Origin of the sequence: Bradyrhizobium diazoefficiens, assembly GCF_016612535.1 — a bacterium.
Taxonomy (GTDB): Bacteria; Pseudomonadota; Alphaproteobacteria; order Rhizobiales; family Xanthobacteraceae; genus Bradyrhizobium; species Bradyrhizobium diazoefficiens_C.
This window is the reverse complement of sequence record NZ_JAENXS010000001.1, coordinates 327,757-351,009: the sequence shown is the minus strand read 5'-3', so window position 1 is coordinate 351,009 and position 23,253 is coordinate 327,757. Positions and strand designations below refer to the sequence as shown.

Sequence of the window (23,253 nt, the reverse complement as noted above, 5' to 3'; positions counted from 1 at the left end):
CGACGACAAGAGGGAGAACCACATGCCCCAAAACATCACCCGCGGCATCAAGGCGCTGATCGACGAGGCCAATGCCGAAATCGAGACGCTCACCGCCAAGGACGCCATCGAGATATCCAGGAACGGCGACGTCGTCATCGTCGACATCCGCGATCCCCGCGAGATCGAGCGCGACGGCCGCATCCCCGGTGCGTTCGCCTGCACCCGCGGCATGCTCGAATTCTGGATCGATCCGCAGAGCCCGTATGCGAAGCCGATCTTCCAGGAAGACAAGAAGTTCGTGTTCCATTGCGCCGGTGGCCTGCGCTCCGCACTCGCAGCCAAGACCGCGAAGGACATGGGCCTCAAGCCCGTCGCCCACATCGCCGGCGGCTACGCCGCTTGGCGTGATGCCGGCGGTCCGACGGAGCAGTGGGAGCCGAAGAAGAAGGGGTGAGGTGAGCGCCTTTCTCGCCACATACTCCGTCATGCCCGGGCTTGACCCGGGCATCCACGTCTTTGCTGCGAAGAAGAACGTGGATGGCCGGGACAAGCCCGGCCATGACGGCTAAGCAAACTGCCGGAGCAGACAATGACCCCCACCGATCCCCTCGTCTCCACCGAATGGCTCGCCGCTCATATCAACGACGCCAACGTCAAAGTGCTCGACGCCAGCTTCAAGCTGCCTGGTGTGCTGCCGCTGCCGAAGGACGACTATCTCGCCGCGCATCTGCCCGGTGCTGTGTTCTTCGACGTCGATGCGGTGTCCGATCATTCCAACCCGCTGCCGCACATGTATCCGAGTGCCGAGCAGTTCGGCCGCGATGTCGGTAATCTCGGCATCGGCAATGCCGACACGGTTGTGCTCTACGATGCCGGCGGCTGGGTCGCCGCGCCGCGCGCGTGGTGGATGTTCCTGGCTTTCGGCCATAGCAATGTGCGCATCGTCAATGGCGGCCTGAAGAAGTGGCGCGCCGAGGGACGCGCCGTCGAGAGCGGTGAGGTGAAGCCGAAGCCCGCAAGCTTCAAGGCGAGCTACGATCCAAAGCGCGTGCGCAGCATGCAGCAGCTGATCGCCAACGTCGAAAGCCGGGCCGAGCAGGTGATCGATGCGCGCGCGGCCGATCGCTTCGAAGGCCGCGCGCCCGAGCCGCGGGCCGGCATCCGCTCCGGTCACATCCCAGGTGCGCGTAACGTGCCCTACAGCCAGCTGTTCGATGCCGCCACCGGCACGATGAAGCCGCTCGACGATCTCCGCGCTGTCTTCACCGGAGCAGGCGTGAAACTCGATGCGCCGATCGTCACGAGCTGCGGCTCCGGCGTCTCGGCCGGCGTGCTGACGCTCGCGCTCTATCGCTTAGGGGTTACCGACACCGCGCTTTATGACGGCTCGTGGTCGGAATGGGGCCAGGAAAAAGGCCCGCCGATCGCAACCGGGCCCGCGTAGATCTTATTGGCGCGCGCGCTTGGCCGTCGCGGTGAGCGTCGGCTGTTGCGTGAACGGATCGATTGCCTGCTGAACCGGCTGAGGCGGCGGGCGACGCACGATGCGGTGACGCCTCTTCGGCTTGTGCGCACGCGGCTTGGCCGCGTTGCTGTCGGGCCTCGCCCTGTCGGCCTTGGTCTTCCGCGGTGCAAGGTCGTTCAGCGCGGCCATTCTAGCTGCCGCGATGTCGCTCACGTGCGATGCCAGCGCTGGTGTCGCTGTGCGCGGCACGTCGGTGGCGCTGACGGTTGGTGCGGGCGTTGTCGTCGCGGTGGAAACCGTCGTGTCGGCCGGGGTGAGGGTGTCAGCGGGCGCGGGAGGCGCAGCCTCGTCTGCAGCCAGGCTCTTGGCTGGCTCAGGGGCTGGCGCTTCGGCGGCGAGCGGAGCGGGCGGTGCGACGGCAGCCTGAGACTCAGATTGAGGCTCAGGCTGGGCGTGGTTCTCGAGCGTGACCGCGGCCATCTGCTCGGGCGTGGTTTCGACCGTGGGCAGCCCGACGCTCGGGACCTGGTCGTCCTGCTTCGCAGGCGTCGCCTCATCGGCGACCGGCTCGACGCGCAGCACCGCGAGCACCGGTTGGGCCGGCTCGGGTCCTTGCGCGAACACCTGCTCCTGGGGGCCATTCCGCCAGGACGGGTTACTGACATACTGCTCATGAGTCGTCCGCAGCAGCGCGGCGGCCCCTAAGCCGAACACCAGGATGGAGGTTGACAGCAGGATCGCGGCAAGCAGGAAGCGAAAGCCGGGAAGCATTGACGGATTGCGAATTTCCGCCCCGGCGGGGTGTGGCCAGGGCCCATGAGCCATCTGAACGCGGTGACGGTACTGATTGCCGCGTTCGCCACGCGGGATTCGAGCTCAAAGCGGTGGCGAATCAGGCTGATTCGACCATATCGCAACGCCTCCGCGCCGTTCCGTAAAAAATCGGGCGGAAGACTCCGGCAATTTACGGCGTGATGCGATTTCCCGCCCCGTGATGCAACGGAGCAACTGTGTGCGATTGCATCACAAATCGCTAATTCAGGCGCGAATGCGCCTGTTATGTCTTGAATGTGCCGCTATCTTCGGTCATCTGGCCGTTAACGGCTCGGACGGGGCCCGGGGACTATACAAGAACGATGATGATCAAACATTTTCTGACGATATGCGCTGCTGCAACAGTCGCTGCGGCGGGAACCGCGCTCGCACAGGCCCAGAGCTATCCGGTCCAGCAGGCGCCGAGCTACGGCGCCCCGGCCGAATATCGCCCCGGCGACCGCGCCCCGAATTTCGACGCACTGGAAGATGACGACGACGCAACGCCGCAGGCGTCGCTGCCGCCGCCCGGTCCGGCCGAAGATCCGCGCTACGGTCGTCCGCCCGCCGGCGCTCCGCCTGTCTATTCCGCTGCTCCGCCGCAGGGTCCGGTGATGTCGCCGGATGATCCCCGTTATGGCCGTCCCGCCGGCGCGCCGGTCTATTCAGCCGCCCCGCCCCAGGGTCCGGTGATGTCACCCGACGATCCCCGCTACGGCCGTCCCGCCGGCCCGCCCGCGGTGATCTATGCCGACCGACCGGGCCAGGCGCCCAGTGATGGCATGCGTCCGCCGGAGGCCCTTGGCGGCCCCCCCGCGACCGGCGCGGTTTCGCAGCAGTCCGCCGCTGGCCCCGATGGCCGGCCGATGTCGGTGGCCTCATTGCCGCCCGAGGAGCAGCCTGACGCGGCGCCGGCGCAGTTGGCGCCGAACCTGCGTCGTCAGGAAGTGTCGCTGGCAACCAAGGAGCCGGCCGGCACGATCATCGTCGATACCCCGAATACCTACCTCTATTATGTCCTCGGCAATGGCCGCGCGATCCGCTATGGCGTCCGCGTCGGCCGCGACGGGTTCACCTGGACCGGTGTGCAGAAGATCACCCGCAAGGCCGAGTGGCCGGACTGGCATCCGCCTGCGGAAATGATCGAGCGCCAGCCTTATCTGCCGCGCTTCATGGCCGGCGGCCCGGGCAATCCGCTCGGTGCGCGGGCGATGTATCTCGGCTCGACCGTCTATCGCATCCACGGCACCAACCAGCCGTCGACGATCGGCAAGTTCGTCTCCTCCGGCTGCATCGGCATGCTGAACGACGACGTGTCGGATCTGTTCGACCGCGCCAAGGTCGGCACCCGCGTGGTGGTGATGCCGGGCGGTCCGCCGCCGGGTACGGCGACCGCATCAGCTGCGCCTGCGCCCGGTGCTGCGCCGGCTCCGATGGCCGCCCAGGCAGGTCCCGTGCCGGGTACCCAGCCGACGGTCGTGCCGCCGCTGCCCGCGCCGGTCACCGTGCGCTAATTCGATACGTCAGAATTGATTGACAAGCGGCGCGCGTACTTCGGCCCGCGCGCCGCTCGTTCTTGTGCGACCATCCGCATTTGGTCCGCCTGCTTGAATTCATGTTCGCCTCGCCTACCTGCCGAGGGGCTGGCGAATAGCAGGAGCACAGGATGAGAATCTTTGTTGCTGGCGCCACCGGCGCCGTAGGCCGGGAGTTGGTTCCCGCGCTGATCTCGGCAGGTCATTCCGTTGTCGGCTCGACGCGAACCGCAGCGAAGGCCGATCTTCTCAGGCGCATGGGCGCCGAGCCTGTTGTCGCGGATGGTCTCGATGCAGCCAGCATGCGCGCGGCGATCATTTCGGCGAGGCCGGACATCATCATCGATCAGATGACGGATCTTGCGGCTGTGACCGACCTGCGGCACTTCGATCGAGCCTTTGCCACGACCAACGAACTGCGTACGCGAGGGACCGACATCCTGCTGGCGGCGGCGCGCGAAGCTGGCGCAAAACGGCTCGTCGCGCAGAGTTTCTGCGGCTGGACGTTCACTCGCCACGGCGGTGCGGTCAAGAGCGAGACGGATGAACTCGATCCCAATCCGCCGGAGGAGCTTCGCCGCACGCTCGAAGCGATCCGATATCTGGAGCGTACCGTCACGGCGTCATCGGAACCCGAAGGTATCGTGCTGCGCTATGGGTCATTTTACGGGCCGGATACCGGGATGCTCTCGTCCGCAATGATCGATCAGCTTCGCCGCCGCCGCGTGCCGCTGATTGGCGACGGCGGCGGCTGGTGGTCATTCATCCATACCGAGGACGCTGCGTCCGCGACCGTTGCAGCCATCGACAAGGGCAGGCCGGGCAGCATCTACAACATCGTCGATGATCAACCGACGCAAGTCAGGAACTGGCTTCCGGCGCTTGCCGAGTTACTAGGTGCGAAGAGGCCGCTTCACGTGCCGGCATGGCTCGGCCGGCTGCTTGCGGGCGAGCATATGGTCCTGATGATGACGCAGGTGCGCGGTGGCTCCAATGCGAAAGCTAAACGTGAACTCGGTTGGCGGCCGGCGTACCCGATCTGGCGAGACGGGTTCGCAGCAGTCGCTGGGGAGTTGCGGATTGAGCGCTCAGCCGCTTGACTCTCACACCAGCCGCCGCGGCAGTTCGCGGCCTTTGGTGAAGGCGTCGATCGCCTCGACCATCTGGCCGTAATGGATGCGCAGGCCGTCCTCGGTTGCGTAGCCGAGATGCGGTGTCAGCACGAGGTTGTCGAGCTTGCGGAAGGGATGATCGACCGGCAGCGGCTCGACCGAGAACACGTCGATGCCGGCGCCCGCGATCTTGCGCTGCTGCAAGGCCTCGAGCAGCGCCTGCTCGTCCACGATCGGCCCGCGCGCGGTGTTGACGAGGAAGGCGGTCGGTTTCATCCGCGCGAGATCGTCGCGGCCAACCAGACCGCGCGAGCGCTCGCTCAGCACCACATGGATCGTGACGATGTCGGCCTTGGCGAACAGCTCCTCCTTGGTGGCATAGCCGACGCCCGCCGCCGCGCACTTCTCAGGCGTGAGGTTCGGGCTCCATGCGATCACGTTCATGCCGAATACCTTGGCAATGCCGGCCATCTTGCTGCCGAGCTTGCCCAGCCCGACGATGCCGAGCGTCATTCCCTCGATCTCGACCCCGGCAAAGGTCTGCCAGGGCTGGCCGGCATGCATGCGCGCGTTCTCGCGGCCGATGCCGCGGGTCAGTTCCAGGATCAGGCCCATGGTGAGCGGGGCGGTCGGATCGCGCGAATATTGCGTGCCGCCGATGGCGACGCCGCGCGCCTTCGCGGCCTCTATGTCGATCGAGGCGTTGCGCATGCCCGACGTCAGCAGCAGCTTCAGCTTCGGCAAGCTCTCGAACAGGCTCTTTGGGAAAGCCGTGCGCTCGCGCATGGCGCAGACGATGTCGAAGTCTGCGAGCGCGCTGGCTGCGGCCTGCTCGGAGGTAAAGGGATGGCTGAACACGGTGGCGTCGACGCGGTCGGAGAGTTTCGGCCAGTCGGCGACGTTGAGAGCGAGGTCAAAATAGTCGTCGAGAATTGCACAGCGCAGCCGCGTCATCAGCGTTCTTCCATGGCGATAGGAGATGGCGTTAAGTGAGGCGCGCCATCGTCGGAACCGGGCCATGGTTGCGCGCAATCACACCTGCGCGCAAGACGCTTGGGTCTTCAAAAATCCGCTAGGCCATAATCCGATCGGGAAGGGCAGCTCAGAGGTCGCGGGGCTTCAGCCGGATCGGCGCATTCATGCCGTGCTTGGCGCGCCAGGCGGGGCCGGGGCCGCGCATGTAATGCAGTTCGGGCCGGTAAGGGTTGAACGCCGTGGCGAAGAAGCGCTTCCAGAAGCCCTTAACTTCCGAGGCGAGCGCGGAGGCGCGGCCGGCTCCTGCCGGAACGGGAAGAGAATTGGTCTCGATCAGAGCCATGATGGGCCTCGCTGTGCTCCCCGTTCATTCTGAGCGGGTGGCGCTGTTGCCGCGCGAAACCGAGCTTTGGCCTGATTTATTAAAAGATGGTTTCAATTGTCCGGATCGAGGCCCGGATGGTGTCCGTCCAGTATTCATCCGTGGTGAACGGAGGGAAAACATTGCCCTTTGGGGGCGGGATCGCTACATCGGCAGCAAGCAAATATCCTCAAATTGAAGGTTTCACGGGACCGATGGCGCGCCAATTTGTCTACTTCATGGACGGCCTGACCAAGAGCTACCCGACCCGCAAGGTGCTCGACAACATCCGCCTCAGCTTTTACCCGGACGCCAAGATCGGCGTTCTCGGCGTCAACGGCTCCGGTAAGTCGACCCTGCTCAAGATCATGGCGGGCCTCGACAAGGAATACACCGGCGAGGCCTGGGTCGCCCAGGGAGCGCGCGTCGGCTATCTCGAGCAGGAACCGCAGCTCGATGCGACGCTCTCCGTGCGCGAGAACGTCATGCTGGGCGTCGCCAAGCAGAAGGCCATCCTCGATCGCTACAATGAGCTGGCGATGAATTATTCCGAGGAGACCGCCGACGAGATGACCAAGCTGCAGGACGAGATCGAGGCCCAGGGCCTCTGGGATCTCGACAGCAAGGTCGACCAGGCCATGGACGCGCTACGCTGCCCGCCCGACGATGCCGATGTGACGAAGCTCTCTGGCGGTGAGCGCCGCCGCGTCGCGCTGTGCAAGCTGCTGCTCGACCAGCCCGAGCTTCTGTTGCTCGACGAACCGACCAACCATCTCGACGCCGAGTCCGTATCGTGGCTGGAAGGTCATCTGCGCAGCTATCCCGGCGCGATCCTGATCGTCACCCACGATCGATATTTCCTCGACAACGTCACGAGCTGGATCCTCGAGCTCGACCGCGGCAAGGGCATTCCCTACGAGGGCAATTATTCGTCCTGGCTGGTGCAGAAGCAGAAGCGGCTGGAGCAGGAAGGCCGCGAAGACGCCGCGCACCAGAAGACGATTGCACGCGAGCAGGAATGGGTCGCCTCCTCGCCGAAGGCGCGTCAGGCCAAGTCCAAGGCGCGCTACCAGCGTTACGAGGATCTGCTCAAGCAGGCGAGCGACAAGCAGAGCCAGACCGCGCAGATCATCATCCCGGTCGCCGAACGTCTCGGCGCCAACGTGGTCGACTTCGAAGCCCTGAGCAAAGGCTATGGCGATCGCCTCCTGATCGACGATCTCACCTTCAAGCTGCCCCCGGGTGGCATCGTCGGCGTGATCGGCGCCAACGGCGCCGGCAAGACCACGCTGTTCAAGATGATCACCAAGCAGGAGCAGCCGGACAAGGGCACCATCACGGTCGGCGAGACCGTGCATCTTGGCTATGTCGACCAGTCGCGCGATGCGCTCGATGGCAGCAAGAACGTGTGGGAGGAGATCTCCGGCGGCAACGAGCTGATCCTGCTCGGCAAGAAGGAAGTGAACTCGCGCGGCTATTGCTCGTCGTTCAACTTCAAGGGCGCTGACCAGCAGAAGAAGGTCGGCGCGCTCTCCGGTGGTGAACGTAACCGCGTGCATCTCGCCAAGATGCTGAAGTCCGGCGCCAACGTGCTGCTGCTCGACGAACCGACCAACGACCTCGACGTCGACACCCTGCGCGCGCTCGAAGAGGCGCTGGAGGATTTCGCCGGCTGCGCCGTCATCATCAGCCATGATCGCTGGTTCCTCGACCGCATCGCGACCCACATCCTGGCCTTCGAAGGCGAAAGCCATGTCGAATGGTTTGAAGGCAACTTCCAGGATTACGAGAAGGACAAGATGCGCCGGCTCGGCCAGGACAGCATCATTCCGCACCGCGTGAAGTACAAGAAGCTGACGCGGTGATTTCGCCATGATATGGCGGGCTTTCATCGTTGCGGTGATTGTCGCCACCTGCGGATGGTCGTCCGCCCACGCCACCGACGCCGCCTTCACCCAGTTCATCGCCTCGCTCTGGCCTGAAGCGCAGGCCGCGGGCGTCTCGCGTGCGACGTTCGATCGGGAGACGCGCGGACTGGAGCCGGATTACAAGCTGCCTGATCTGATCCTGCCGGGGCGCCCCGCGACCGGCGCACCGTCGCAGGCCGAATTCGTGCAGGTGCCGGCGGACTATGTCAGGGAAGCCTCGATTGCCAATCTTGCGGGCGAAGGGCAGCGGCTGCTGCAGAAATACAGTGCCGCACTGACGAAGATCGAGAAGAGCTCCGGTGTACCCGCGACCGTGATGCTTGCGATCTGGGGACGCGAGACCGATTACGGCCGCTATACGCTGCCTTACGATCTCGTCCGCGTGCTGGCGACCCAGGCCTATGTCGGCCGGCGCAAGGACACCTATCGTAACGAGTTCATCCTCTCGCTGAAGATCCTCGGCGAGGGCGTGGTGACGCGCAAGGACATGCGCTCGTCCTGGGCCGGCGCCACCGGGCTCACGCAGTTCCTGCCGTCGGAATATTACAAGCATGGCGTCGATTTCGACGGCGACGGCCGCATCGACATCTGGCACTCGGTGCCCGATGCGCTGGCCTCTGCCGCGCAGCAGCTCGTCAACAAGGGTTGGCAGAGCGGCGTGCGCTGGGCCTATGAGGTGAAGGCACCGGCAAAGGTCGACTGCACCACCGGCGTGCCCGAAGTGACCAAGCCGATAGGCCAGTGGCTGCGTGAAGGCTTTGTGCCGGTGCGCGGCGAGAAGCTCAGCGCGGCCGAGCAGGCGCAGCCGGCGTCACTGCTCCAGCCGGAGGGCATCTATGGTCCGGCGTTCCTGACCACGAAGAACTACTTCGTCATCAAGGAATACAATTTCTCCGACCTCTATGTGCTGTTCGTCGGTCATCTCAGCGACCGCATGACAAGCCCGCTCCCCTTCGCGACTCCATGGTCCGCGTCGAAGCAGTTGCGCACGAAGGACGTCGAGACGATGCAGCGCGGGCTCACGCGCGCGGGGCTCTACAAGGACAAGATCGACGGCAAGGCCGGCATGCAGACGCGCGCTGCACTTGGCGCCTATCAGAAGTCGGCCGGGCTCAAGGTCGATTGCTGGCCGAGCGAAGAGGTGCTGCGTTCGATCCAGGCGGCGCGCTAGTCTGCTCAGCAAAAGAAAAAAGCCCGACCGATGGTCTCGGCCGGGCTTCGATCGCGGCGCTTAATCAGCGCCGTGCGATCAGATTAGTAGCAAACGCGAACCGGGCGGACGGTCCAGCCGTAGCCGTCCCAGTAGCGCTGGCGCTGCCAATAGCAGGGCGGCGGGGGCGGGCCGGGCTCGGCGACGTAAACCGGACCACCGTAGGCGGGTCGGCTCGACGCGATGGCGCCGCCGATGATCGCGCCGCCGAGCAGGCCGGCCGCGATGCCGACACCGACGCCGTCATGGGCCTGGGCGGACGGTGTGGCGGTCACCAGCGAACCGGCGATCGTCGCAACCGTGAGGGCGGCAACTAAAGTCTTCTTCATGCTCTTGGCTCTCCTGAGAGATGGACGCACCTTGTCAGGAACGTCCGGGGTTCAAAGGTTCACGCAGACTCTGATGGAATTGGCCTTGCGGGTAGGAAGCGCGCAAATGGTCAATCCGCGGTAAACGCGCGCAGAGCTGTGACGAGAAAAAGCGGTCTTTTTCAGGCCCCGAGATGAACGGCACATCCGTAGCGAACCTGTTAGCGTCTCAGCCACAGACTCTGACGCGGCGGACGCGCCAAGCATAGCCGTCCCAGAAGCGCTGCTTCTGCCAGATGCAGCCGTCGCCGTAGTAGCCGTCCGCAGCGTAACCGGGACCCGGCGCATAGTAGCGGGGCGGATAGTAGCCGGGGCCGTAGCCCGGACCATAGGCGTAGCCTGGGCCTGGTCCGTAATAATACGGGGAAGCCAGTGCGCCACCGACGATGGCGCCACCGATGATTCCCGCGGCGACACCGGCAGCGACACCGCGCTGTGCATGGGCCGGCGTTGCCATCGTCAGGACCAGGGTGGCGGCGGCAGCGACTGCCGTAAGCGTCTTCTTCATTGGCTCGACCTTTCACAGCGAACGCGAACTCTTGCGGCCAAAGTTCCATACTTCGTTTGAACGATCAATGAACGGCATATCCGTCGGGTGCGACCAATTGGTAGAAATCGCGGCTTTCAAGCCCGGGAGGCGACGATGAACGTCCTGGCCAATGCCCTCATCGTCCTCGCGGCCGTCGGCGTGGTTGGCTATGCCCTGATGAGCCATTTGCAGAATCGCGCACCGCGTCCGCGCGCCAGAGCAGGAGGCGACGGCGGATGCAGCGACAGCTATTCGGATACGACGAATGAAGGCTTCTCGCTGGGAAGCTGGTTTTCCAGCGGCAGTTCCGACAGCTCGACCGACAGCGGCAGCTGTTCCACGAGCGATGGCGGCGGGGGTGGAGATTGCGGTGGCGGCGGCGATGGTGGGGGAGGCGGGAGCAGCGATTAGGCCCCGTTCCGGCATCATCTTGATCCAGCGCAACCCCTTATTTCAGAGCCGTTCTAGGCTGTTTCCGGGCCAGTTTGGAATAGCTTGAAATACCCGTTTTTCCTTTTGCATCCGGACGGCCCCTTAAATATCGATGATGTCGCATCACCGAAGGGCCTGCCGCTTCCATGATCGTTTGTTCCTGTAACGTGCTGAGCGATGACGACATCCGCGCCGCCGTCGCCGAGTCCGACGACGCTGTGCGCCATGCCAAGCAGGTCTATGGATGCCTCGGCTGCAGTGCCGAGTGCGGCCGTTGCGCCCGCACCATCAAGACCATTATCGACGAAGCGCTTGGCCCCTGTGCCGCGTCCTGCTGCTCCGGCTGCCCGCACAGCCACACGGTCGCCGCCAACGACGGAGCGGCCGAGCCGGCTCAGTTCGCCCTCGCGGCCTGCTGAAAACCTTCCTACTATGGGCTGAGCTTTCCCCGGCTGCTTCCCGGTCGCCGGTTGCCCTCGCTCTTGAACGGACTTAGAAGCGTTCTAAAGTCGAGTAGGGCCGATTTGGACTGCAAGAGCTGGAGTGAACCATGCAGGGCGACGCAAAAGTCATCGATTACCTCAACAAGTCATTGCGTCACGAGCTGACTGCGATCAACCAGTACTGGCTGCACTATCGCTTCCTCGACAATTGGGGCCTCCTGGAGATGGCCAAGGTCTGGCGCAAGGAGTCCATCGAGGAGATGGAGCACGCCGACAAGCTCACCGCGCGCATCCTGTTTTTCGACGGCTTCCCGAACATGCAGGTGCTCGATCCCCTGCGCATCGGCCAGAACGTCAAGGAGATCATCGAGTGCGATCTCGCCGCCGAGATGAGCGCGCGCGCGCTCTACCAGGAAGCGGCGACCTACTGCCACGGCGTCAAGGACTACGTCACCCGCGACTTGTTCGAGAAGCTGATGAGCGACGAGGAGCACCACATCGACTTCCTCGAAACCCAACTCGATTTGATCGGCCGCATCGGCCTCGAGCTCTACACGCAGAAGCATGTCGGCGGGCTCGAGGGCGAAGGGCACTAAGCTCGGCCTCGCCACGCAACTCAGCGTCGTTCCGGCGAAGGCCGCGACGACGCTGTGATTCAGAGCTGCGCCTTGTAGCGCTCTTCCACGATCTCCTGGCTCTCCGGCTCGCCGAGGCTGGTCTGGTCGTGGATGACCTGGCTGATGCTCGGCATTACAGAGCGCTGCACCTTTTCCGGCGACCACAGCTTTGAGCGCATCAGCGCCTTGCCGCAGTGGAAATAGACTTCGCTGACGGCGACGCTCAGGACCGCGCGCGGCGGTTTGCCGAATTCCACCATTGAGGCGAGCAGATCCGGATCGGCCGACAGCGTGCCGCGGCCGCCGACGCGCAGCGTCTCGTCGATGCCAGGCACGAAGAACAACAAGTGCACGAAGCCCGAGCCTTCGACGACGTTCCGAAAACTGTCGATGCGGTTGTTGCCGGCGCGGTCGGGCATCAGCAACTGGTTCGGGCCGGCGACATGGACGAAGCCGATGCCGCCGCCCCGCGGCGAGACGTCGACGCTGCCATCGATGCCTGATGTCGCGAGAACGCAGAACGGCGACATCTCGATGAACTTCTTCGCATGGACGTCGATGCCGGGACGCGCTTTCGCGATCACGCGCGGGGTCGGCTTCGCATAGATGGTGGATAGGTCTTCGGCGCAAAGGTTGGTCAACGGCGTGTCTCCGCTTCAGCTTCGCTTCAAACTACCGGATCGGGCCGTCTCCAGCCAACGAAATCCGGCCTGCCGTCTGCTACACCGCGTCTGCCGGCACGAAGCAGCTGATGATGATGGCGCCGCGGTGGTGGGCGTACCACACCACGGCTTGGCCGATCGGATTGCCGCGATCGCGGATGATGGCGCGCTCAGGCACCTCCATCCATTGTCCCTCGATCGGCACCCAATACGTGCCTTTGCGGACGTCGTATTCGGTGCGATGGCCGTCGGAGATGTCACAGCAGGGCACACCGTTCGGCGCCATCACGCTTTTGATGTCTCGGTGCTTGGCTGCGTGGGGGGACCTTAGCAGAAGCGCCCGGAAGGATGTAGGATTTCGGCTCTGCCGATCGTCTTATGGGAAATCCTCGGGAGAGATTGCATGTGCCGCAACATCAAGACGCTGTTCAATTTCGAGCCGCCGGCGACGGAGGATGAGATCCATGCCAGCGCGCTCCAGTTCGTGCGAAAACTCTCCGGATTCAACAAGCCATCACAGGCCAATGAGGCGGCCTTCGACCGCGCGGTGGCCGAGGTCTCGGAGGCTGCGCGACAGCTGCTGATCTCGTTGCACACCCACGCGCCGGCGCGCGACCGCGAGGTCGAGGCGGAGAAAGCGAAGGAGCGTTCGCGGCTGCGCTTCGGCTGACCAAAGCCGCTCCGTGATCTGGCTCACGGAAAAAGCGATCTCCGCGCGCGATGATGTTCGCCGGGGTTTTGACAGCCCGGAGCACGACCATGAGCCGCCCCCTTCTTCCGCTGAAAGCAGGTGCCATCGTCTTCACGCTGCTATGGACCGCGTGGATGATGTGGTGGAGCGGCTCGTTCTCGAGCGCGAACGTGGTGATCCTGGCGCTGTGCGGCGCGGCGGTCGGCTATCTCTGGTACCGCGCCATGCGCTGGCAGTTCGAGCGCATGGGCATGTTGCCGCGGCGCGAGGACCAGGCGAAGTAGCCGGTAATCCTAGTCTAGTGGCCGTGCTTCTTCTTTTTCTTCTTTTTCTTGTCGTCACCTTCTCCGTCGTCGCTCTCGTCGGAAGGTGCATCTTCAGCCTCGTGCACGGCGGCTTCGAGCGCGGCGCGCTCGGCGGCTTCCTGTTCGCGCTGGCGGCGGCGCTCGTCCCAGGCGTCGAACAGCTGATCCAGCCACGGCAGCACCTGCTCGATCGACGGCAATTGGCCGGGCGGCCCCGCCTCGCCGCGCGGGCCTTGCGGGCCGGCGGGGCCCTGCGGTCCAGCAGCTCCCCGCGGGCCAGCTTCGCCCGGCTTGCCCGGCAGGCCGGCCTTGCCTTGCGCTCCTGCCTTGCCGACGGGACCGGGCTTGCCCTGCGGACCCGGCTTGCCGCGCGTGCCGTCCGGCCCCCGCTTGCCCGGATGACCCTGCGGCCCTGGTCGCCCCGGTTCGCCCTGCCGCCCGCGCGGACCCGGAGGTCCCTGCCGTCCCTGATCGTCTGCCACGCCACGACTCCCTTTGCGCAAAGCAAGCTACTTAGCGGCGTTTGACGACAGCAGCAATTCCGCTCGCGCATCTGGCCGGGCTTGATCAACATCAATCGGCGGCACGGGGGGCCGTGTCATTGATCGCGGCCACAACTCAGCGAGGAGCGATCGATGCGCGCAGCCTGGAAAATTTTTTGCCTGTCCGCGATCACCCTTCGTGGCCGCGCTCGGTCTCGCTCATCTGATCGTGCCCGATGTCGTGCCGGTCGGCCACGCCGAGGAGCCGCAGGCTTCATGGGCAGTCCTGACAGCCTTCCTGCTGCGCGCGATCGCGCTGACCGCAGCCTGGGTCGCGATCATCGCATTGTCGCTGCTGGCCGGCACCAAGCTGTATCAGATCTTCTCACGAGCGGCGCCGCGCGCGGAATGATCGCGCCGTCACGCGCTAGTCGTGATAGGCCGGCACCTCGATGCCGGAGGCGGCGTAGAGCCTGATCTTGTTGCGCAGCGTGCGCACCGACAGGCCGAGCACGCGCGAGGCGCGCGTGCGATTGCCATCGCAGCGCGCGAGCGTCTGGAGCACGAGCTCGCGCTCGACCTCGCCGACGGTCGCGCCGATCAGCAGTGGAACGATCTCGTTGGGGGCAAGGAATTGCGCGCCCTGCTCGGACGCTGCGACATGAACAGTGGTCATCAACATACTCCCCGATCAACGCCCGCTTCCACCGCAGGAAGCGGATCGAGAACAAACGACCCCCAAGCCGTAGATCTACGGTGGGCGGGTTTGGTTAATGAAAAGTTAATTGCGAGCGACCGCACGAATTGACCTTGGGAATGCCGCCGCGTCGCCGCGATTGGCACGAGATGCATAGCAAGGCGGACCGATCTCGATCACACCGTGCGATATCCGCCATCGACCATTACGATCGTTCCGGTGACGTAGGATGACAGATCGGAGGCAAGGAAGATCGCGGGACCAACGATGTCCTCCGGCTTGCCGGTGCGCGCGAGCGGGGTGTGATCGACGAAGGCCTGCACCAGCGCGGGATTGGTGGCGCGCACATTGGCGTTGATGTTGGTCTCGATGAAGCCTGGCCCGATCGCGTTGACGCGCACGCCTTCCTTGCCGAGCTCGACCGCAAGCGCCTTGGTGAAGCCGAGCACGCCATGCTTCGAGGTGGTGTACGCCGCCGAACTCGGCGTGCGCAGGTGCACGAAGGACTGGATCGAGGCGATATTGACGATGCGGCCTTTGCTCGCGCGCAGGGGCGCGAGGAAGGCCTGCGTCGTGTTGAAGACGCCGTTGAGATTGAGCGAGATGATGTCGTCCCAGTCCTTCGCCACCGTCTCGGGCTCGGCGGTGAAGGCATTGCGGCGGGTGATGCCGGCATTGTTGACGAGGATCGAAACCTGCCCGACCTTGTCCGCGATCTGCTTGGCCAGCGCAAAGCAATCGTCACGCCTGGTCACGTCGAGCGCAAAGCTCTCGGCCTTGCCGCCAGCCTCGCGGATGCCCTCGGCGGCCTCCGCGACCGTGTCGGCATTGACGTCGAGCAGCACGATCTGCGCGCCCTCGCGGGCGTAGCCGGCTGCGATCGCCCGGCCGATGCCGGAACCGGCGCCGGTGACGACAGCGATGTGGTTTGCGAGCAATGCCATGACATTTTCCTCCCGAATTCGCTTCTAAATTTCATGAAAGGCTAACTCGAAATTAAGGGGTCGGAAACGGCGGCCTTGGCATACTGATCTTCATTGCTAAACGTTGCGCGCATGATGGAACGACTTGAATCCTGGAAACTGGCGCTCGAGCGCCTGCGGTCGGCGGAATTCGCCGACTGGACCGAGGCGGGCCGGTTGGTGGCCGAGATCGCGCGGATGAGCACCGATATCATGCTGCGGCAGGCGGCCGAGCAGGCGCTTCCCGTGCTGCGCCAGGCCGTGGACAATGACGATCGCACCGTCGCGCTGGCGGCGCAGCGCCGGGTCGGGGTCGTCCTCGACGTTGTCCACGATCTGACCGCGCCGCGCTTCGGCCGCCGCAACGCGGCGCCGAAAAAACTGTCCAGCGAGGATCGCGCCCGCCAGATGCTGGGCCTGCCGCTCGCGGTGCAGCTCACCTGCGAGGACATCAACCAGGCCTATCGCCGCGCCGCCAAGGGCAAGCATCCCGACCAGGGCGGCAGCGCGCAGGCTTTCATCGACCTCGCCGCCGCGCGCGATGTCCTGATCCATCCCGGCGCGCACAAGGACGCGTAAGGGGCCTCAGCGCTTGTTTACGCAGCTCGGATAGGGCGCGGCTTCGCCCGGCATGATCGGACAGAGGTCGATCGGGCTCAGGTCGTGCAGGCGCGCCTGCCAGCGGTCGTCGTTGAGCGGCGGCTCGTCGCTTTCGGGGCCGCGCTCGGCCCATTGGATGGTGTAATAGCCGGTCGCGCCTTTGAGCGTGATTAGGAGCGCGGTCTCGCTGTGCCGCGTCGGGCCGCTGTCGATGCGGCCGCAACCGATCACCGCGACAAACCCCTCGAAGCGGCCGAAGGTCATAGCGCCGAAGGGCCTCGCCGCAAAACTGTCGGGGCAAGCTGATTTGAACCCGCCGGCGATCGTGCCCGCGAAGATCTGCGGCGAGCTACCTGGCGTCAACGTCATGCCCTTCTCGCCGGTGACCGTGATCATCTGCGTCCAGCGCTCGGGCGTCTCGCCCTTGAGCACGGCCTCGCGGATGTAATGGCCGTCCTTGGTGTTCTCGAACGCTGCGACAAAATCCGACGGCATCGCGAAGCTGACGAGCTGGCCGAAGATCGGCGAGATCACCCGCAACGATTGCGGCGCCTGCGCCTGCGCCGCTGCACCGAGCAGGAGTGATGCGGCGAGAGCGGCTACCGTCGTCGTCCGTGCGCGCATCGACCTGCTCCATATTGGCGAGGTGAAAAAAAGACCGGGCAAGGATGCTAGCATCGCATCCTTGCCCGGCCCTTGTCGTTGCAAAAGACTTGTCGTCGCAAAAGAAGAGGGCGGGCTGCTCGCGCAACCCGCCCTCGAATGGGACTGGCCGATCGGCTCAGAGCGTGCAGCGGCGCTCGGCGCGCATCTTGATCTGGAGCTCGGAGGCGGCCGTGAAGGTCGGGAGCGGCTTGCTGACCACCTTGTAGGTCGAGACGCCCCACTGGAACGGCTTATACTTCAGGCCCTCGTTCCAGACCTGGCAGATGCCGGTGTTGTCCCAACGGATCACGTAATAGCCGACCGCTGCGGACGCGGGCACGGCGAACACGGAGGTGGCGATGCCGGCAACGGCACAAAGAGCGAGAACGCGACGCATGAAAAATCTCCTGATGGGACGTGTGACGCAAAATTCGTGCGGTAAAAGCAGATCCTTTGCAAGCCGAGGAGCGGCCGTTCACGGATATGTCAGAAGAAGCCGGGCACTTGGTTCGGCCGAGTGCCCGGCAAGACACACGCGCCTGGCGCGGCTCACCGCGCCAGCGAGGCCACCGCCTCGATCTCGATCAGCATCTTCGGATCGGGCAGCGCCTGCACCACGCAAGTTGTGCGGGCAGGATAGGGCGGCGGACCGAACGCGCCGGCATAGAGCGCGTTCATGGGGGCCACATCGGAAGCGCGAGTCAAGAGCACGTTGACCTTGACGAGGTCGCGCGTCGTGGCGCCGGCCTCGTCCAGCACGCGCCTGATGTTGACGACGACATTGGCGAACTGCGCCTCGAAGCCGTCAGGCAGCGCACCCTGGGCATCGAAGCCGGGAATGCCGGAGACGAACAGCAGGTCGCCGACGCGCGCCGCAAAGGACAGCGGCGGCGCCTTGACGTGCGGCGGGGGTGCGAAATGCTGGATCGGCATGGGGTCGCCTCGAACGGTGATGGAGTTCGCCGCAGCGTAGCGGCACGCGGGGCACGCTCCAACAGAAAACGCGAAAACAACCCCATGCACAGTAGAAATGATTGGCAAAACTTGAATTCGGGAAGGCAGAAATATTTGGTTGACCCGTCGGGCAAAACAGGGGCAGGATGGCATGGTGGGGTTGGCGCGTCGGTGTGCGGAAGCGATCCTTGCTTCGCCTCTCCCCGCGCGCGGGGAGAGGCCGGAATTTGCGTCAGCAAATTCCGGGTGAGGGGGAGTCTCCGCGAGTCCAACTGTCACTTATTTTGCGGAGGCAGCCCCGCACCCCAACCCTCTCCCCGTAAGAACGGGGCGAGGGAGCAGACCGAGCGCACCGCCGCCATCATGTTGCCGCCGCGATCGATCGGATAGATTGCAGCGTCTGATTCGATTGCTTTCGATTCCCCTGCCTTGAAAAATAGCCCCCGGAGACGCCCCATGAAGATTGCTTCCACCTTGCGTGCCGCGCTCGTCGGCATTGCCGCACTGGCCGGCCTCTCGACCGCGGCGCAGGCCGACGGCGGCACCGTGGTGCTGACGATCTACAAGGCGGGCTGGATCATCGGCGGTTCGGGCGGGGGCGGTACGCTGAACTTCCGCGGCCGCTCCTATTCGCTCTCGGCCGGCGGGCTCGATTACGGCCTCGTCTTCGGCGGCTCCAAGACCGTGCTGCGCGGCCGCGTCTCCAACATCAACCGTCCCTCGGACGTCGCCGGCGTCTATGGCGCCGCAGGTGCCGGTCTCGCGGTCGGCCGCGGCGCCCGCGCCATCGTGCTGACCAACCAAAAGGGCGCGGTGCTGGAGCTGACCGGCACCCAGGTCGGCCTGATGGCGAACGCGGATCTGAGCGGGCTTGCGATCACGATGCGGTAGGAAGAGGTGCGTAGGGTGGGTTAGGCGAAGCCGTAACCCACCTCTTCTGTTTCCGCGGATAGGAACAGTGGTGGGTTACGCCAGCGGACTTCGCTTCGCGCAGCCGCAGGGCTAACCCACCCTACGAAGTACGATCTACGAACTCACCATCGCATGAATCCGCTCGCAATGCGCGATCAGGTTCTCGTGCGCCTCGACGAACGCTTTCAGCGGCGTCGGAATCGGCAGATAATAGATATTCGCGATGAAGCCGTAGATCCCGGCATCGCAGCTGGTCGGCCGCTCGCCATCGACGAAATCGTGCGCCGGCACGATCTCGGTCAGCACCTGTAAATCGGAAAGTCCCCGCGCATAGGCCTGCTCGGGCCTGTAGCGGCCGATGCCCTGAAAATGATAGCGCTGTGCATTGTAGGCTTTTGCCTTCTCGAAGCCATCGGCGTCGATCTGCGGATGCTGGGCGATGAAGCCGTCGCGAAACGCCGGATAGTAGCGCTCGTCCTTCCAGCGTGAATACGACATCACCCAGTAGAGATCGTCCAGCATGCGCGTGACGAGATGATGGGTGCGGCGCTGCGCCGGTGATAGTGCGGCATCGATAGTCAGATGATATTTCGCGATCGCGTGCGCGATGATCGTCTCGCTGTCGCCGATGATCTCGCCGTCATCGACGATGTAGGGTAGTTGCCCGCGCGGCGCGGTGGAGGCATCGAACACGTGCTCGTGCACGAAAGGAACGCCGGCCAATTTCAGGAAGGCGTAGACCTTGAGCCCATAGCCGTTGTTGTCGGCGACGCCGAACAGCTCCGGATACGAATAGAGGGTCAGCATGGTCGCTCCCTTCAGCGTGCAGTCTGCTTGGCCTTGTCGTCAGTCGTGACCGCCTGCGCGGGCTTGCTGGAGCGAATCATCAGGAACGATCCGGACGTATCAGGCAGCCGCCAGCGTCCGTCGATCTCGGTCGCCTCTCCATTCATGATGCCGTCGTAGTGGACGATGTCGAAGCCGTAACCCGGCGGCTCGTAGCGTTTGACGAACGACACGACGCGGCCTGAGCGATGGCCCGTGATCGAAGCGCTGTGGGTGCGCAGCGGGCAGCGCGGATTCGAGCAGGGCTCGGTGACGTGGCCTTCGAGCGCACCGCCGGCCTCGACCAGCGTCGCGGTGAACGTGACCATTCCCGTGCCGGGTTGGATGTAAGTGCCGTCCCAGACACCGGAGAGATCGTCGGTCATGGCGGCGGCTTCCTCGACATGATGTGCGCCGGTTGAGGCCCGGCTGTTCCACGTTCTGAGTTCTTCCGTCCAAGTCGTATCGCCGGCATGACCCGCTTGCAATAGTCTGCGCGCGACGTCGATCGATCGGAGGATGCCCGATCAACTGTTTGGCGTATGGAAACAAACTGCGGGTCAGGTCGTTGCGCTTGTCGACTGACGCCAGCTCATCTGTTGTTCGTGCCAACCGCATAACAGCTGCGCCCAGTTCCGTAACACGGTATCCACTGGCTGGAATTGCTCTCCCAATAGACGTTATACGTGGCACATGGGTGGCTGGGATCGCCGCATCGGCCTGTCTCTGCCTCCGCGGTGCGGAGGAATTGCTGGGTCGCAATCATGCAAAGCGCTGCTGCAATTACCGTAAGTACAGATTTGGTATATCTGTCGGCCATGTCAAATCCCCTCCAATACCGTCGCAAATGTTAAACCTATGGTAGTGCAGGCTAACAGCGCTCCCCGATGCAAGGCAAGCGTGTAGCATTGCTCGATCGGAGTGAAACCCATTTAGCGAACTGCCGGGGCCGAAAATTCCCGTGCTGCTGTCAGAACGTCGCGCCCTGCTTCGTCCTCGGGACGACGCGCGAAGGGTACAGGGTGGGGTTAGCCAAGCAGATGTGCGAAGCGCATCTGCTTGGCGTAACCCACCAGTTCTGAATCCGCAGCGACAGACTTGGTGGGTTACGCCTAGCAGTTTGCGCTTCGCGCAATCCGCTACGCTAACCGACCCTACGAAGTGTTCCACTTCGCCAATTCGCCTGGCATCGCTATACTTCCGAGCTCAACTGAATGGTGATCTCATGGCAAGAGAATTGGACGGCAAGGTAGCTGCCGTGACCGGGGCCGCATCGGGCATCGGGCTCGCGAGCACTGAAGCGATGCTGGCCGCGGGCGCGCGCGTGGTGCTGATCGACCGCGACGAGGCTGCGCTGACCGCGCTTGGCAACAAGCATGGCGACGCCGCGATCCCGCTGGTCGTCGACCTGCTCGATCCCAAAGACTGCGCCACGCTGCTGCCGCGCGTTCTGGAGAAGGCGGGCCAGCTCGACATCCTGCATGCCAATGCGGGCGCCTATGTCGGCGGCGACCTCGTCGATGCCGACACCACGGCGATCGACCGGATGCTGAATTTGAATGTCAACGTCGTGATGAAGAACGTGCACGACGTGCTGCCGCACATGATCGAGCGCAGGACCGGCGACATCATCGTCACGAGCTCGCTGGCGGCGCATTTTCCGACGCCCTGGGAGCCGGTCTATGCGTCGTCCAAATGGGCGATCAACTGCTTTGTCCAGACGGTGCGGCGCCAGGTCTTCAAGCACGGCATTCGCGTCGGCTCGATCTCGCCCGGCCCGGTCGTCACCGCGCTGCTCGCGGACTGGCCGGCCGAGAAGCTGAAGGAAGCAAGGGATTCGGGAAGCCTGCTGGGGGCCGGCGAGGTGGCTGACGTGGTGATGTTCATGCTGACGCGGCCGCGCGGCATGACCATCCGCGACGTGGTGATGATGCCGACCAATTTCGATCTGTAGGGCGTGTGCTTTTGTAGGGTGGGCAAAGGCGCGCCCTTCGCGCGCCGTGCCCACCGTTTGACCGGATTTGTGGAGAGATGGTGGGCACGGCGCAAGGGCGCCTTTGCCCACCGAAGCTCAATGGATCGCGTGGCGCATTCGAGGCCATTGCGGATTGGCTATGGTCGAATAGGATGCCCTCGACATTGCTCTGCGCGAGGTCACGATGGCCATCAATAAGGACAAGATCGACGACGCCGCGTTGGCGTTGCTTTATTTGACCCTGCACGATGGCTATCGTGCATGGAAAGGCTTTGATTGGGGCGTGCTCGGACGCCTGCATGACAAGGGGATGATCCTTGACCCCGTCGGCAAGGTAAAGTCTGTCGTGTTCACCGACGAGGGACTCGAACGCGCGGAAGCATTGTTCAAAGAGTTGTTCGAGGAATAAGAGCGCTCTCGTAGGGTGGGTTAGCGATGCGTAACCCACCATGCTTCCGCGATTGCCGGACGAACCTGGTGGATTACGCTTCGCTAATCCACCCTACGAGCTACGAGCTAATTGAGGGGTCGATCGGCGTCGCGCGCAATTAGCCCTGCTTCGCTCATTTCCTTCTCGTATATTCCATCAGTGCAGTGACCTGTCAAAAGGTCGAGTTGGAACGGCGCCCAATAGTTGCCGTTCGGAGTGTATGCTTCGCCCAAAAGCGTCGCTTCGTGGACTTCAATGTTGCGAAAGCCGTCCCAGGAAATGCGTGGGCTGTGCCATCCGGAGTTGTCATCCCGTATCGCGATGAAGTCGGTCAAGCGCTGAAATACGACGGACCCAAGCGACGAAACCGAAATAACCTGTTTGATATCGCCCGCGATACGATCGAGCACGATACGGCGCTCGGGATCGAGAATGCAGGCATCACCTTGCGCGACGACGATGACATAATCCCCACCAGGATAATCGAGGACGGCATTGCAGGCAGACATCCCGCCGACGAAATTCCCGACCCACGGCTCGGAGTTCTTTGGATAGAAGCGGACGACCAGTCCTTCCCGGTGCTCGCGCGGGCCGTGAACACTGAAGTTCACAGCCATGGGACCATATGGCGGCAGACCGGGCAGAATCTCAAACCGCATGAGTATCGCTCTTGATCCAGGCCGCGAGTTCGCGCCACGGCTCCAGCGTCCAGTGACCGGAAGCGGCACCGGACGGCGACGGTAGCACGAATATCTCGGCTGGGCCTTCGTCGCGCATCTGCCGCCCCAGCGAAATCCCGTTCGATGGCCTGCCATAAAACAAGCTCGCCGCCTTCTTGCTCGTGAACGCAATCGTTCGCGGTCGATACTTTTCGATCTTGGCCCTGAAGCCGGGCACGTCGATCGTCTCAGCCGCGATCTGGTGATCCATCCCGGCGCCCGATTTGGAGAGATCGGTGAAGCCGATCCCGAGCTCGATCAGCGCGGCGAACTCGCCCGGCTGATAGCGCCGCGGCGTGATGCCGGCCTCATGGATCGCACGCCAAAAGCGGTTGCCGGGATGGGCGTAGTAGTGACCGAGTTCGGCCGAGCGCGTGCTGGCGGCGGTGCCGACGAAGACGAGGCGGAGGTTGGGACGGAGTTGGTCGGGAAGGCGGTGAGGGGCGGGTGCAGGCAAATCGACTAACTCTAGTGTTGTGGCTCGCATTAGCGTCAGCGGCGCGCGGGTCAACTGTCAATCGGATGTTGCTTTGCTTCATCCGGATTACGCTTGCCGACGGAGATCGGTGGGTTACCATCCGCCACTGATCAAGCGAATCAGCCTGCGAGGCAGCGACCACTGCA

General features: G+C 64.0%; 33 protein-coding genes and 1 pseudogene. 17 read left to right on the top strand and 17 right to left on the bottom strand.

Going from position 1 to position 23,253, the window contains the following annotated elements; all coding sequences use genetic code 11:
• The first annotated feature begins 22 nt into the window (after positions 1-22).
• The gene (locus tag JJE66_RS01675) at positions 23-436 is read left to right on the top strand and encodes a rhodanese-like domain-containing protein (protein WP_200512400.1); all 414 of its coding nucleotides are present in this window, start codon (positions 23-25) and stop codon (positions 434-436) included.
• Positions 437-571: 135 nt separating this feature from the next.
• Entirely contained in the window at positions 572-1,426 is an 855-nt protein-coding gene (gene sseA / locus JJE66_RS01670; protein ID WP_200512399.1) for a 3-mercaptopyruvate sulfurtransferase, read from the top strand.
• A 3-nt stretch (positions 1,427-1,429) separates the two neighbouring features.
• On the opposite strand, the gene JJE66_RS01665 is transcribed toward sseA, so the two are convergent.
• Positions 1,430-2,218, bottom strand: a complete 789-nt coding sequence (locus tag JJE66_RS01665; protein WP_200512398.1) for a hypothetical protein — start codon at positions 2,216-2,218, stop codon at positions 1,430-1,432.
• Between the two features lie 368 nt (positions 2,219-2,586).
• Here JJE66_RS01665 and JJE66_RS01660 point away from each other — a divergent pair, with 368 nt between their 5' ends.
• Both JJE66_RS01660 and JJE66_RS01655 read left to right on the top strand, forming a co-directional pair.
• Positions 2,587-3,774, top strand: a complete 1,188-nt coding sequence (locus JJE66_RS01660) for a L,D-transpeptidase (RefSeq protein ID WP_200512397.1) — start codon at positions 2,587-2,589, stop codon at positions 3,772-3,774.
• Between the two features lie 152 nt (positions 3,775-3,926).
• Positions 3,927-4,895 carry an NAD(P)-dependent oxidoreductase gene (locus JJE66_RS01655; RefSeq protein ID WP_200512396.1) on the top strand — a complete coding sequence of 323 codons (969 nt, stop codon included), beginning with the start codon at positions 3,927-3,929 and terminating at the stop codon, positions 4,893-4,895.
• Between the two features lie 3 nt (positions 4,896-4,898).
• Here the strand turns inward: JJE66_RS01655 and JJE66_RS01650 are convergent, their stop codons facing one another.
• A complete protein-coding gene (locus JJE66_RS01650) occupies positions 4,899-5,861 on the bottom strand; it encodes a D-2-hydroxyacid dehydrogenase family protein (protein WP_200512395.1) in 963 nt (320 codons plus the stop codon).
• Between the two features lie 148 nt (positions 5,862-6,009).
• Positions 6,010-6,225, bottom strand: coding sequence for a hypothetical protein (locus tag JJE66_RS01645; protein ID WP_200512394.1), 216 nt, complete (start codon positions 6,223-6,225; stop codon positions 6,010-6,012).
• Here JJE66_RS01645 and JJE66_RS01640 point away from each other — a divergent pair.
• Genes JJE66_RS01640 through JJE66_RS01630 form a run of 3 tightly spaced genes read left to right on the top strand, consistent with a single transcriptional unit; the run spans position 6,224 to position 9,342 of the window.
• Positions 6,224-6,442, top strand: a complete 219-nt coding sequence (locus JJE66_RS01640) for a hypothetical protein (RefSeq protein WP_200512393.1) — start codon at positions 6,224-6,226, stop codon at positions 6,440-6,442. The two genes, JJE66_RS01645 and JJE66_RS01640, sit on opposite strands and share 2 nt — an antisense overlap.
• A 16-nt stretch (positions 6,443-6,458) precedes the next feature.
• Positions 6,459-8,108, top strand: a complete 1,650-nt coding sequence (gene ettA / locus JJE66_RS01635; RefSeq protein WP_200512392.1) for an energy-dependent translational throttle protein EttA — start codon at positions 6,459-6,461, stop codon at positions 8,106-8,108.
• A gap of 7 nt (positions 8,109-8,115) precedes the next feature.
• Positions 8,116-9,342 (top strand): lytic murein transglycosylase, encoded by a 1,227-nt coding sequence (locus JJE66_RS01630; protein WP_200512391.1) that lies wholly within the window; start codon positions 8,116-8,118, stop codon positions 9,340-9,342.
• 83 nt (positions 9,343-9,425) lie between these two features.
• Here the strand turns inward: JJE66_RS01630 and JJE66_RS01625 are convergent, their stop codons facing one another.
• A complete protein-coding gene (locus JJE66_RS01625) occupies positions 9,426-9,710 on the bottom strand; it encodes a hypothetical protein (RefSeq protein WP_200512390.1) in 285 nt (94 codons plus the stop codon).
• A 208-nt stretch (positions 9,711-9,918) separates the two neighbouring features.
• Positions 9,919-10,257, bottom strand: coding sequence for a hypothetical protein (locus JJE66_RS01620; RefSeq protein WP_200512389.1), 339 nt, complete (start codon positions 10,255-10,257; stop codon positions 9,919-9,921).
• Positions 10,258-10,392: 135 nt separating this feature from the next.
• On the opposite strand from JJE66_RS01620, the gene JJE66_RS01615 reads away from it, so the two are divergent.
• The 3 genes from JJE66_RS01615 to bfr all read left to right on the top strand — a co-directional run bounded on the left by JJE66_RS01615 (position 10,393) and on the right by bfr (position 11,749).
• Positions 10,393-10,689: a hypothetical protein gene (locus JJE66_RS01615; RefSeq protein WP_200512388.1), complete on the top strand. Its 297-nt coding sequence runs from the start codon at positions 10,393-10,395 to the stop codon at positions 10,687-10,689.
• Positions 10,690-10,856: 167 nt separating this feature from the next.
• Positions 10,857-11,129 carry a bacterioferritin-associated ferredoxin gene (locus JJE66_RS01610; RefSeq protein WP_200512387.1) on the top strand — a complete coding sequence of 91 codons (273 nt, stop codon included), beginning with the start codon at positions 10,857-10,859 and terminating at the stop codon, positions 11,127-11,129.
• Between the two features lie 131 nt (positions 11,130-11,260).
• Complete coding sequence (gene bfr / locus JJE66_RS01605) at positions 11,261-11,749, top strand: bacterioferritin (RefSeq protein WP_200512386.1); 489 nt, start codon at positions 11,261-11,263, stop codon at positions 11,747-11,749.
• Positions 11,750-11,808: 59 nt separating this feature from the next.
• Here bfr and JJE66_RS01600 read toward each other — a convergent pair whose 3' ends face one another.
• Together JJE66_RS01600 and JJE66_RS01595 are read right to left on the bottom strand one after the other, a co-directional pair.
• Positions 11,809-12,411 (bottom strand): MSMEG_1061 family FMN-dependent PPOX-type flavoprotein, encoded by a 603-nt coding sequence (locus tag JJE66_RS01600; RefSeq protein ID WP_200512385.1) that lies wholly within the window; start codon positions 12,409-12,411, stop codon positions 11,809-11,811.
• Between the two features lie 79 nt (positions 12,412-12,490).
• Positions 12,491-12,727, bottom strand: a pseudogene (locus tag JJE66_RS01595) (hypothetical protein); the annotation flags it as partial.
• Positions 12,728-12,835: 108 nt separating this feature from the next.
• Here JJE66_RS01595 and JJE66_RS01590 point away from each other — a divergent pair.
• On the top strand, positions 12,836-13,102 hold the full coding sequence (locus JJE66_RS01590; protein ID WP_200512384.1) for a DUF2277 domain-containing protein: 267 nt from the start codon (positions 12,836-12,838) through the stop codon (positions 13,100-13,102).
• An 89-nt stretch (positions 13,103-13,191) separates the two neighbouring features.
• On the top strand, positions 13,192-13,407 hold the full coding sequence (locus JJE66_RS01585) for a hypothetical protein (protein ID WP_200512383.1): 216 nt from the start codon (positions 13,192-13,194) through the stop codon (positions 13,405-13,407).
• 14 nt (positions 13,408-13,421) lie between these two features.
• Here the strand turns inward: JJE66_RS01585 and JJE66_RS01580 are convergent, their stop codons facing one another.
• Positions 13,422-13,910 carry a collagen-like protein gene (locus JJE66_RS01580; RefSeq protein ID WP_200512382.1) on the bottom strand — a complete coding sequence of 163 codons (489 nt, stop codon included), beginning with the start codon at positions 13,908-13,910 and terminating at the stop codon, positions 13,422-13,424.
• A 199-nt stretch (positions 13,911-14,109) separates the two neighbouring features.
• On the opposite strand from JJE66_RS01580, the gene JJE66_RS01575 reads away from it, so the two are divergent.
• Positions 14,110-14,322, top strand: a complete 213-nt coding sequence (locus JJE66_RS01575; RefSeq protein WP_246756031.1) for a hypothetical protein — start codon at positions 14,110-14,112, stop codon at positions 14,320-14,322.
• A gap of 15 nt (positions 14,323-14,337) precedes the next feature.
• Here the strand turns inward: JJE66_RS01575 and JJE66_RS01570 are convergent, their stop codons facing one another.
• Positions 14,338-14,586 carry a helix-turn-helix domain-containing protein gene (locus JJE66_RS01570; RefSeq protein ID WP_200512381.1) on the bottom strand — a complete coding sequence of 83 codons (249 nt, stop codon included), beginning with the start codon at positions 14,584-14,586 and terminating at the stop codon, positions 14,338-14,340.
• Positions 14,587-14,783: 197 nt separating this feature from the next.
• Positions 14,784-15,551 (bottom strand): SDR family NAD(P)-dependent oxidoreductase, encoded by a 768-nt coding sequence (locus JJE66_RS01565; protein WP_200512380.1) that lies wholly within the window; start codon positions 15,549-15,551, stop codon positions 14,784-14,786.
• 111 nt (positions 15,552-15,662) lie between these two features.
• Here JJE66_RS01565 and JJE66_RS01560 point away from each other — a divergent pair, with 111 nt between their 5' ends.
• Positions 15,663-16,148, top strand: coding sequence for a J domain-containing protein (locus JJE66_RS01560; protein ID WP_200512379.1), 486 nt, complete (start codon positions 15,663-15,665; stop codon positions 16,146-16,148).
• Between the two features lie 6 nt (positions 16,149-16,154).
• Here the strand turns inward: JJE66_RS01560 and JJE66_RS01555 are convergent, their stop codons facing one another.
• From JJE66_RS01555 to JJE66_RS01545, 3 genes are all read right to left on the bottom strand, one after another.
• Positions 16,155-16,793: a hypothetical protein gene (locus JJE66_RS01555; protein WP_200512378.1), complete on the bottom strand. Its 639-nt coding sequence runs from the start codon at positions 16,791-16,793 to the stop codon at positions 16,155-16,157.
• Between the two features lie 157 nt (positions 16,794-16,950).
• Positions 16,951-17,211: a hypothetical protein gene (locus tag JJE66_RS01550; protein WP_200512377.1), complete on the bottom strand. Its 261-nt coding sequence runs from the start codon at positions 17,209-17,211 to the stop codon at positions 16,951-16,953.
• A gap of 152 nt (positions 17,212-17,363) precedes the next feature.
• Entirely contained in the window at positions 17,364-17,747 is a 384-nt protein-coding gene (locus JJE66_RS01545) for a RidA family protein (RefSeq protein WP_200512376.1), read from the bottom strand.
• A gap of 477 nt (positions 17,748-18,224) precedes the next feature.
• Here JJE66_RS01545 and JJE66_RS01540 point away from each other — a divergent pair, with 477 nt between their 5' ends.
• On the top strand, positions 18,225-18,659 hold the full coding sequence (locus tag JJE66_RS01540) for a hypothetical protein (RefSeq protein ID WP_200512375.1): 435 nt from the start codon (positions 18,225-18,227) through the stop codon (positions 18,657-18,659).
• Positions 18,660-18,794: 135 nt separating this feature from the next.
• On the opposite strand, the gene JJE66_RS01535 is transcribed toward JJE66_RS01540, so the two are convergent.
• Positions 18,795-19,487, bottom strand: a complete 693-nt coding sequence (locus JJE66_RS01535; protein ID WP_200512374.1) for a glutathione S-transferase family protein — start codon at positions 19,485-19,487, stop codon at positions 18,795-18,797.
• Between the two features lie 11 nt (positions 19,488-19,498).
• On the bottom strand, positions 19,499-19,891 hold the full coding sequence (locus JJE66_RS01530) for a hypothetical protein (RefSeq protein WP_200512373.1): 393 nt from the start codon (positions 19,889-19,891) through the stop codon (positions 19,499-19,501).
• 839 nt (positions 19,892-20,730) lie between these two features.
• Here JJE66_RS01530 and JJE66_RS01525 point away from each other — a divergent pair.
• Positions 20,731-21,459 carry an SDR family oxidoreductase gene (locus JJE66_RS01525; RefSeq protein ID WP_200512372.1) on the top strand — a complete coding sequence of 243 codons (729 nt, stop codon included), beginning with the start codon at positions 20,731-20,733 and terminating at the stop codon, positions 21,457-21,459.
• 205 nt (positions 21,460-21,664) lie between these two features.
• Positions 21,665-21,889: a DUF6429 family protein gene (locus JJE66_RS01520; protein WP_200512371.1), complete on the top strand. Its 225-nt coding sequence runs from the start codon at positions 21,665-21,667 to the stop codon at positions 21,887-21,889.
• Positions 21,890-21,996: 107 nt separating this feature from the next.
• On the opposite strand, the gene JJE66_RS01515 is transcribed toward JJE66_RS01520, so the two are convergent.
• Together JJE66_RS01515 and JJE66_RS01510 are read right to left on the bottom strand one after the other, a co-directional pair.
• Positions 21,997-22,569, bottom strand: a complete 573-nt coding sequence (locus JJE66_RS01515; protein WP_200512370.1) for a hypothetical protein — start codon at positions 22,567-22,569, stop codon at positions 21,997-21,999.
• Complete coding sequence (locus JJE66_RS01510) at positions 22,559-23,086, bottom strand: mismatch-specific DNA-glycosylase (RefSeq protein WP_246756030.1); 528 nt, start codon at positions 23,084-23,086, stop codon at positions 22,559-22,561. Before JJE66_RS01510 ends, JJE66_RS01515 begins: the two co-directional genes overlap by 11 nt.
• Positions 23,087-23,253 lie beyond the last annotated feature (167 nt).

Coding starts and splice junctions, on each gene's coding strand:
- JJE66_RS01675 (WP_200512400.1), top strand. CDS start 23: ATGCCCCAAAACATCACCCGCGGCATCAAGGCGCTGATCGACGAGGCC.
- JJE66_RS01525 (WP_200512372.1), top strand. CDS start 20,731: ATGGCAAGAGAATTGGACGGCAAGGTAGCTGCCGTGACCGGGGCCGCA.
- JJE66_RS01665 (WP_200512398.1), bottom strand. CDS start 2,218: ATGCTTCCCGGCTTTCGCTTCCTGCTTGCCGCGATCCTGCTGTCAACC.
- JJE66_RS01570 (WP_200512381.1), bottom strand. CDS start 14,586: ATGACCACTGTTCATGTCGCAGCGTCCGAGCAGGGCGCGCAATTCCTT.
- JJE66_RS01515 (WP_200512370.1), bottom strand. CDS start 22,569: ATGCGGTTTGAGATTCTGCCCGGTCTGCCGCCATATGGTCCCATGGCT.
- JJE66_RS01540 (WP_200512375.1), top strand. CDS start 18,225: ATGAAGATTGCTTCCACCTTGCGTGCCGCGCTCGTCGGCATTGCCGCA.
- JJE66_RS01620 (WP_200512389.1), bottom strand. CDS start 10,257: ATGAAGAAGACGCTTACGGCAGTCGCTGCCGCCGCCACCCTGGTCCTG.
- JJE66_RS01565 (WP_200512380.1), bottom strand. CDS start 15,551: ATGGCATTGCTCGCAAACCACATCGCTGTCGTCACCGGCGCCGGTTCC.
- JJE66_RS01645 (WP_200512394.1), bottom strand. CDS start 6,225: ATGGCTCTGATCGAGACCAATTCTCTTCCCGTTCCGGCAGGAGCCGGC.
- JJE66_RS01590 (WP_200512384.1), top strand. CDS start 12,836: ATGTGCCGCAACATCAAGACGCTGTTCAATTTCGAGCCGCCGGCGACG.
- JJE66_RS01530 (WP_200512373.1), bottom strand. CDS start 19,891: ATGACCGACGATCTCTCCGGTGTCTGGGACGGCACTTACATCCAACCC.
- JJE66_RS01555 (WP_200512378.1), bottom strand. CDS start 16,793: ATGCGCGCACGGACGACGACGGTAGCCGCTCTCGCCGCATCACTCCTG.
- JJE66_RS01520 (WP_200512371.1), top strand. CDS start 21,665: ATGGCCATCAATAAGGACAAGATCGACGACGCCGCGTTGGCGTTGCTT.
- sseA (WP_200512399.1), top strand. CDS start 572: ATGACCCCCACCGATCCCCTCGTCTCCACCGAATGGCTCGCCGCTCAT.
- ettA (WP_200512392.1), top strand. CDS start 6,459: ATGGCGCGCCAATTTGTCTACTTCATGGACGGCCTGACCAAGAGCTAC.
- JJE66_RS01655 (WP_200512396.1), top strand. CDS start 3,927: ATGAGAATCTTTGTTGCTGGCGCCACCGGCGCCGTAGGCCGGGAGTTG.
- JJE66_RS01545 (WP_200512376.1), bottom strand. CDS start 17,747: ATGCCGATCCAGCATTTCGCACCCCCGCCGCACGTCAAGGCGCCGCCG.
- JJE66_RS01610 (WP_200512387.1), top strand. CDS start 10,857: ATGATCGTTTGTTCCTGTAACGTGCTGAGCGATGACGACATCCGCGCC.
- JJE66_RS01550 (WP_200512377.1), bottom strand. CDS start 17,211: ATGCGTCGCGTTCTCGCTCTTTGTGCCGTTGCCGGCATCGCCACCTCC.
- JJE66_RS01630 (WP_200512391.1), top strand. CDS start 8,116: ATGATATGGCGGGCTTTCATCGTTGCGGTGATTGTCGCCACCTGCGGA.
- JJE66_RS01560 (WP_200512379.1), top strand. CDS start 15,663: ATGATGGAACGACTTGAATCCTGGAAACTGGCGCTCGAGCGCCTGCGG.
- bfr (WP_200512386.1), top strand. CDS start 11,261: ATGCAGGGCGACGCAAAAGTCATCGATTACCTCAACAAGTCATTGCGT.
- JJE66_RS01660 (WP_200512397.1), top strand. CDS start 2,587: ATGATCAAACATTTTCTGACGATATGCGCTGCTGCAACAGTCGCTGCG.
- JJE66_RS01585 (WP_200512383.1), top strand. CDS start 13,192: ATGAGCCGCCCCCTTCTTCCGCTGAAAGCAGGTGCCATCGTCTTCACG.
- JJE66_RS01615 (WP_200512388.1), top strand. CDS start 10,393: ATGAACGTCCTGGCCAATGCCCTCATCGTCCTCGCGGCCGTCGGCGTG.
- JJE66_RS01625 (WP_200512390.1), bottom strand. CDS start 9,710: ATGAAGAAGACTTTAGTTGCCGCCCTCACGGTTGCGACGATCGCCGGT.
- JJE66_RS01640 (WP_200512393.1), top strand. CDS start 6,224: ATGATGGGCCTCGCTGTGCTCCCCGTTCATTCTGAGCGGGTGGCGCTG.
- JJE66_RS01650 (WP_200512395.1), bottom strand. CDS start 5,861: ATGACGCGGCTGCGCTGTGCAATTCTCGACGACTATTTTGACCTCGCT.
- JJE66_RS01535 (WP_200512374.1), bottom strand. CDS start 19,487: ATGCTGACCCTCTATTCGTATCCGGAGCTGTTCGGCGTCGCCGACAAC.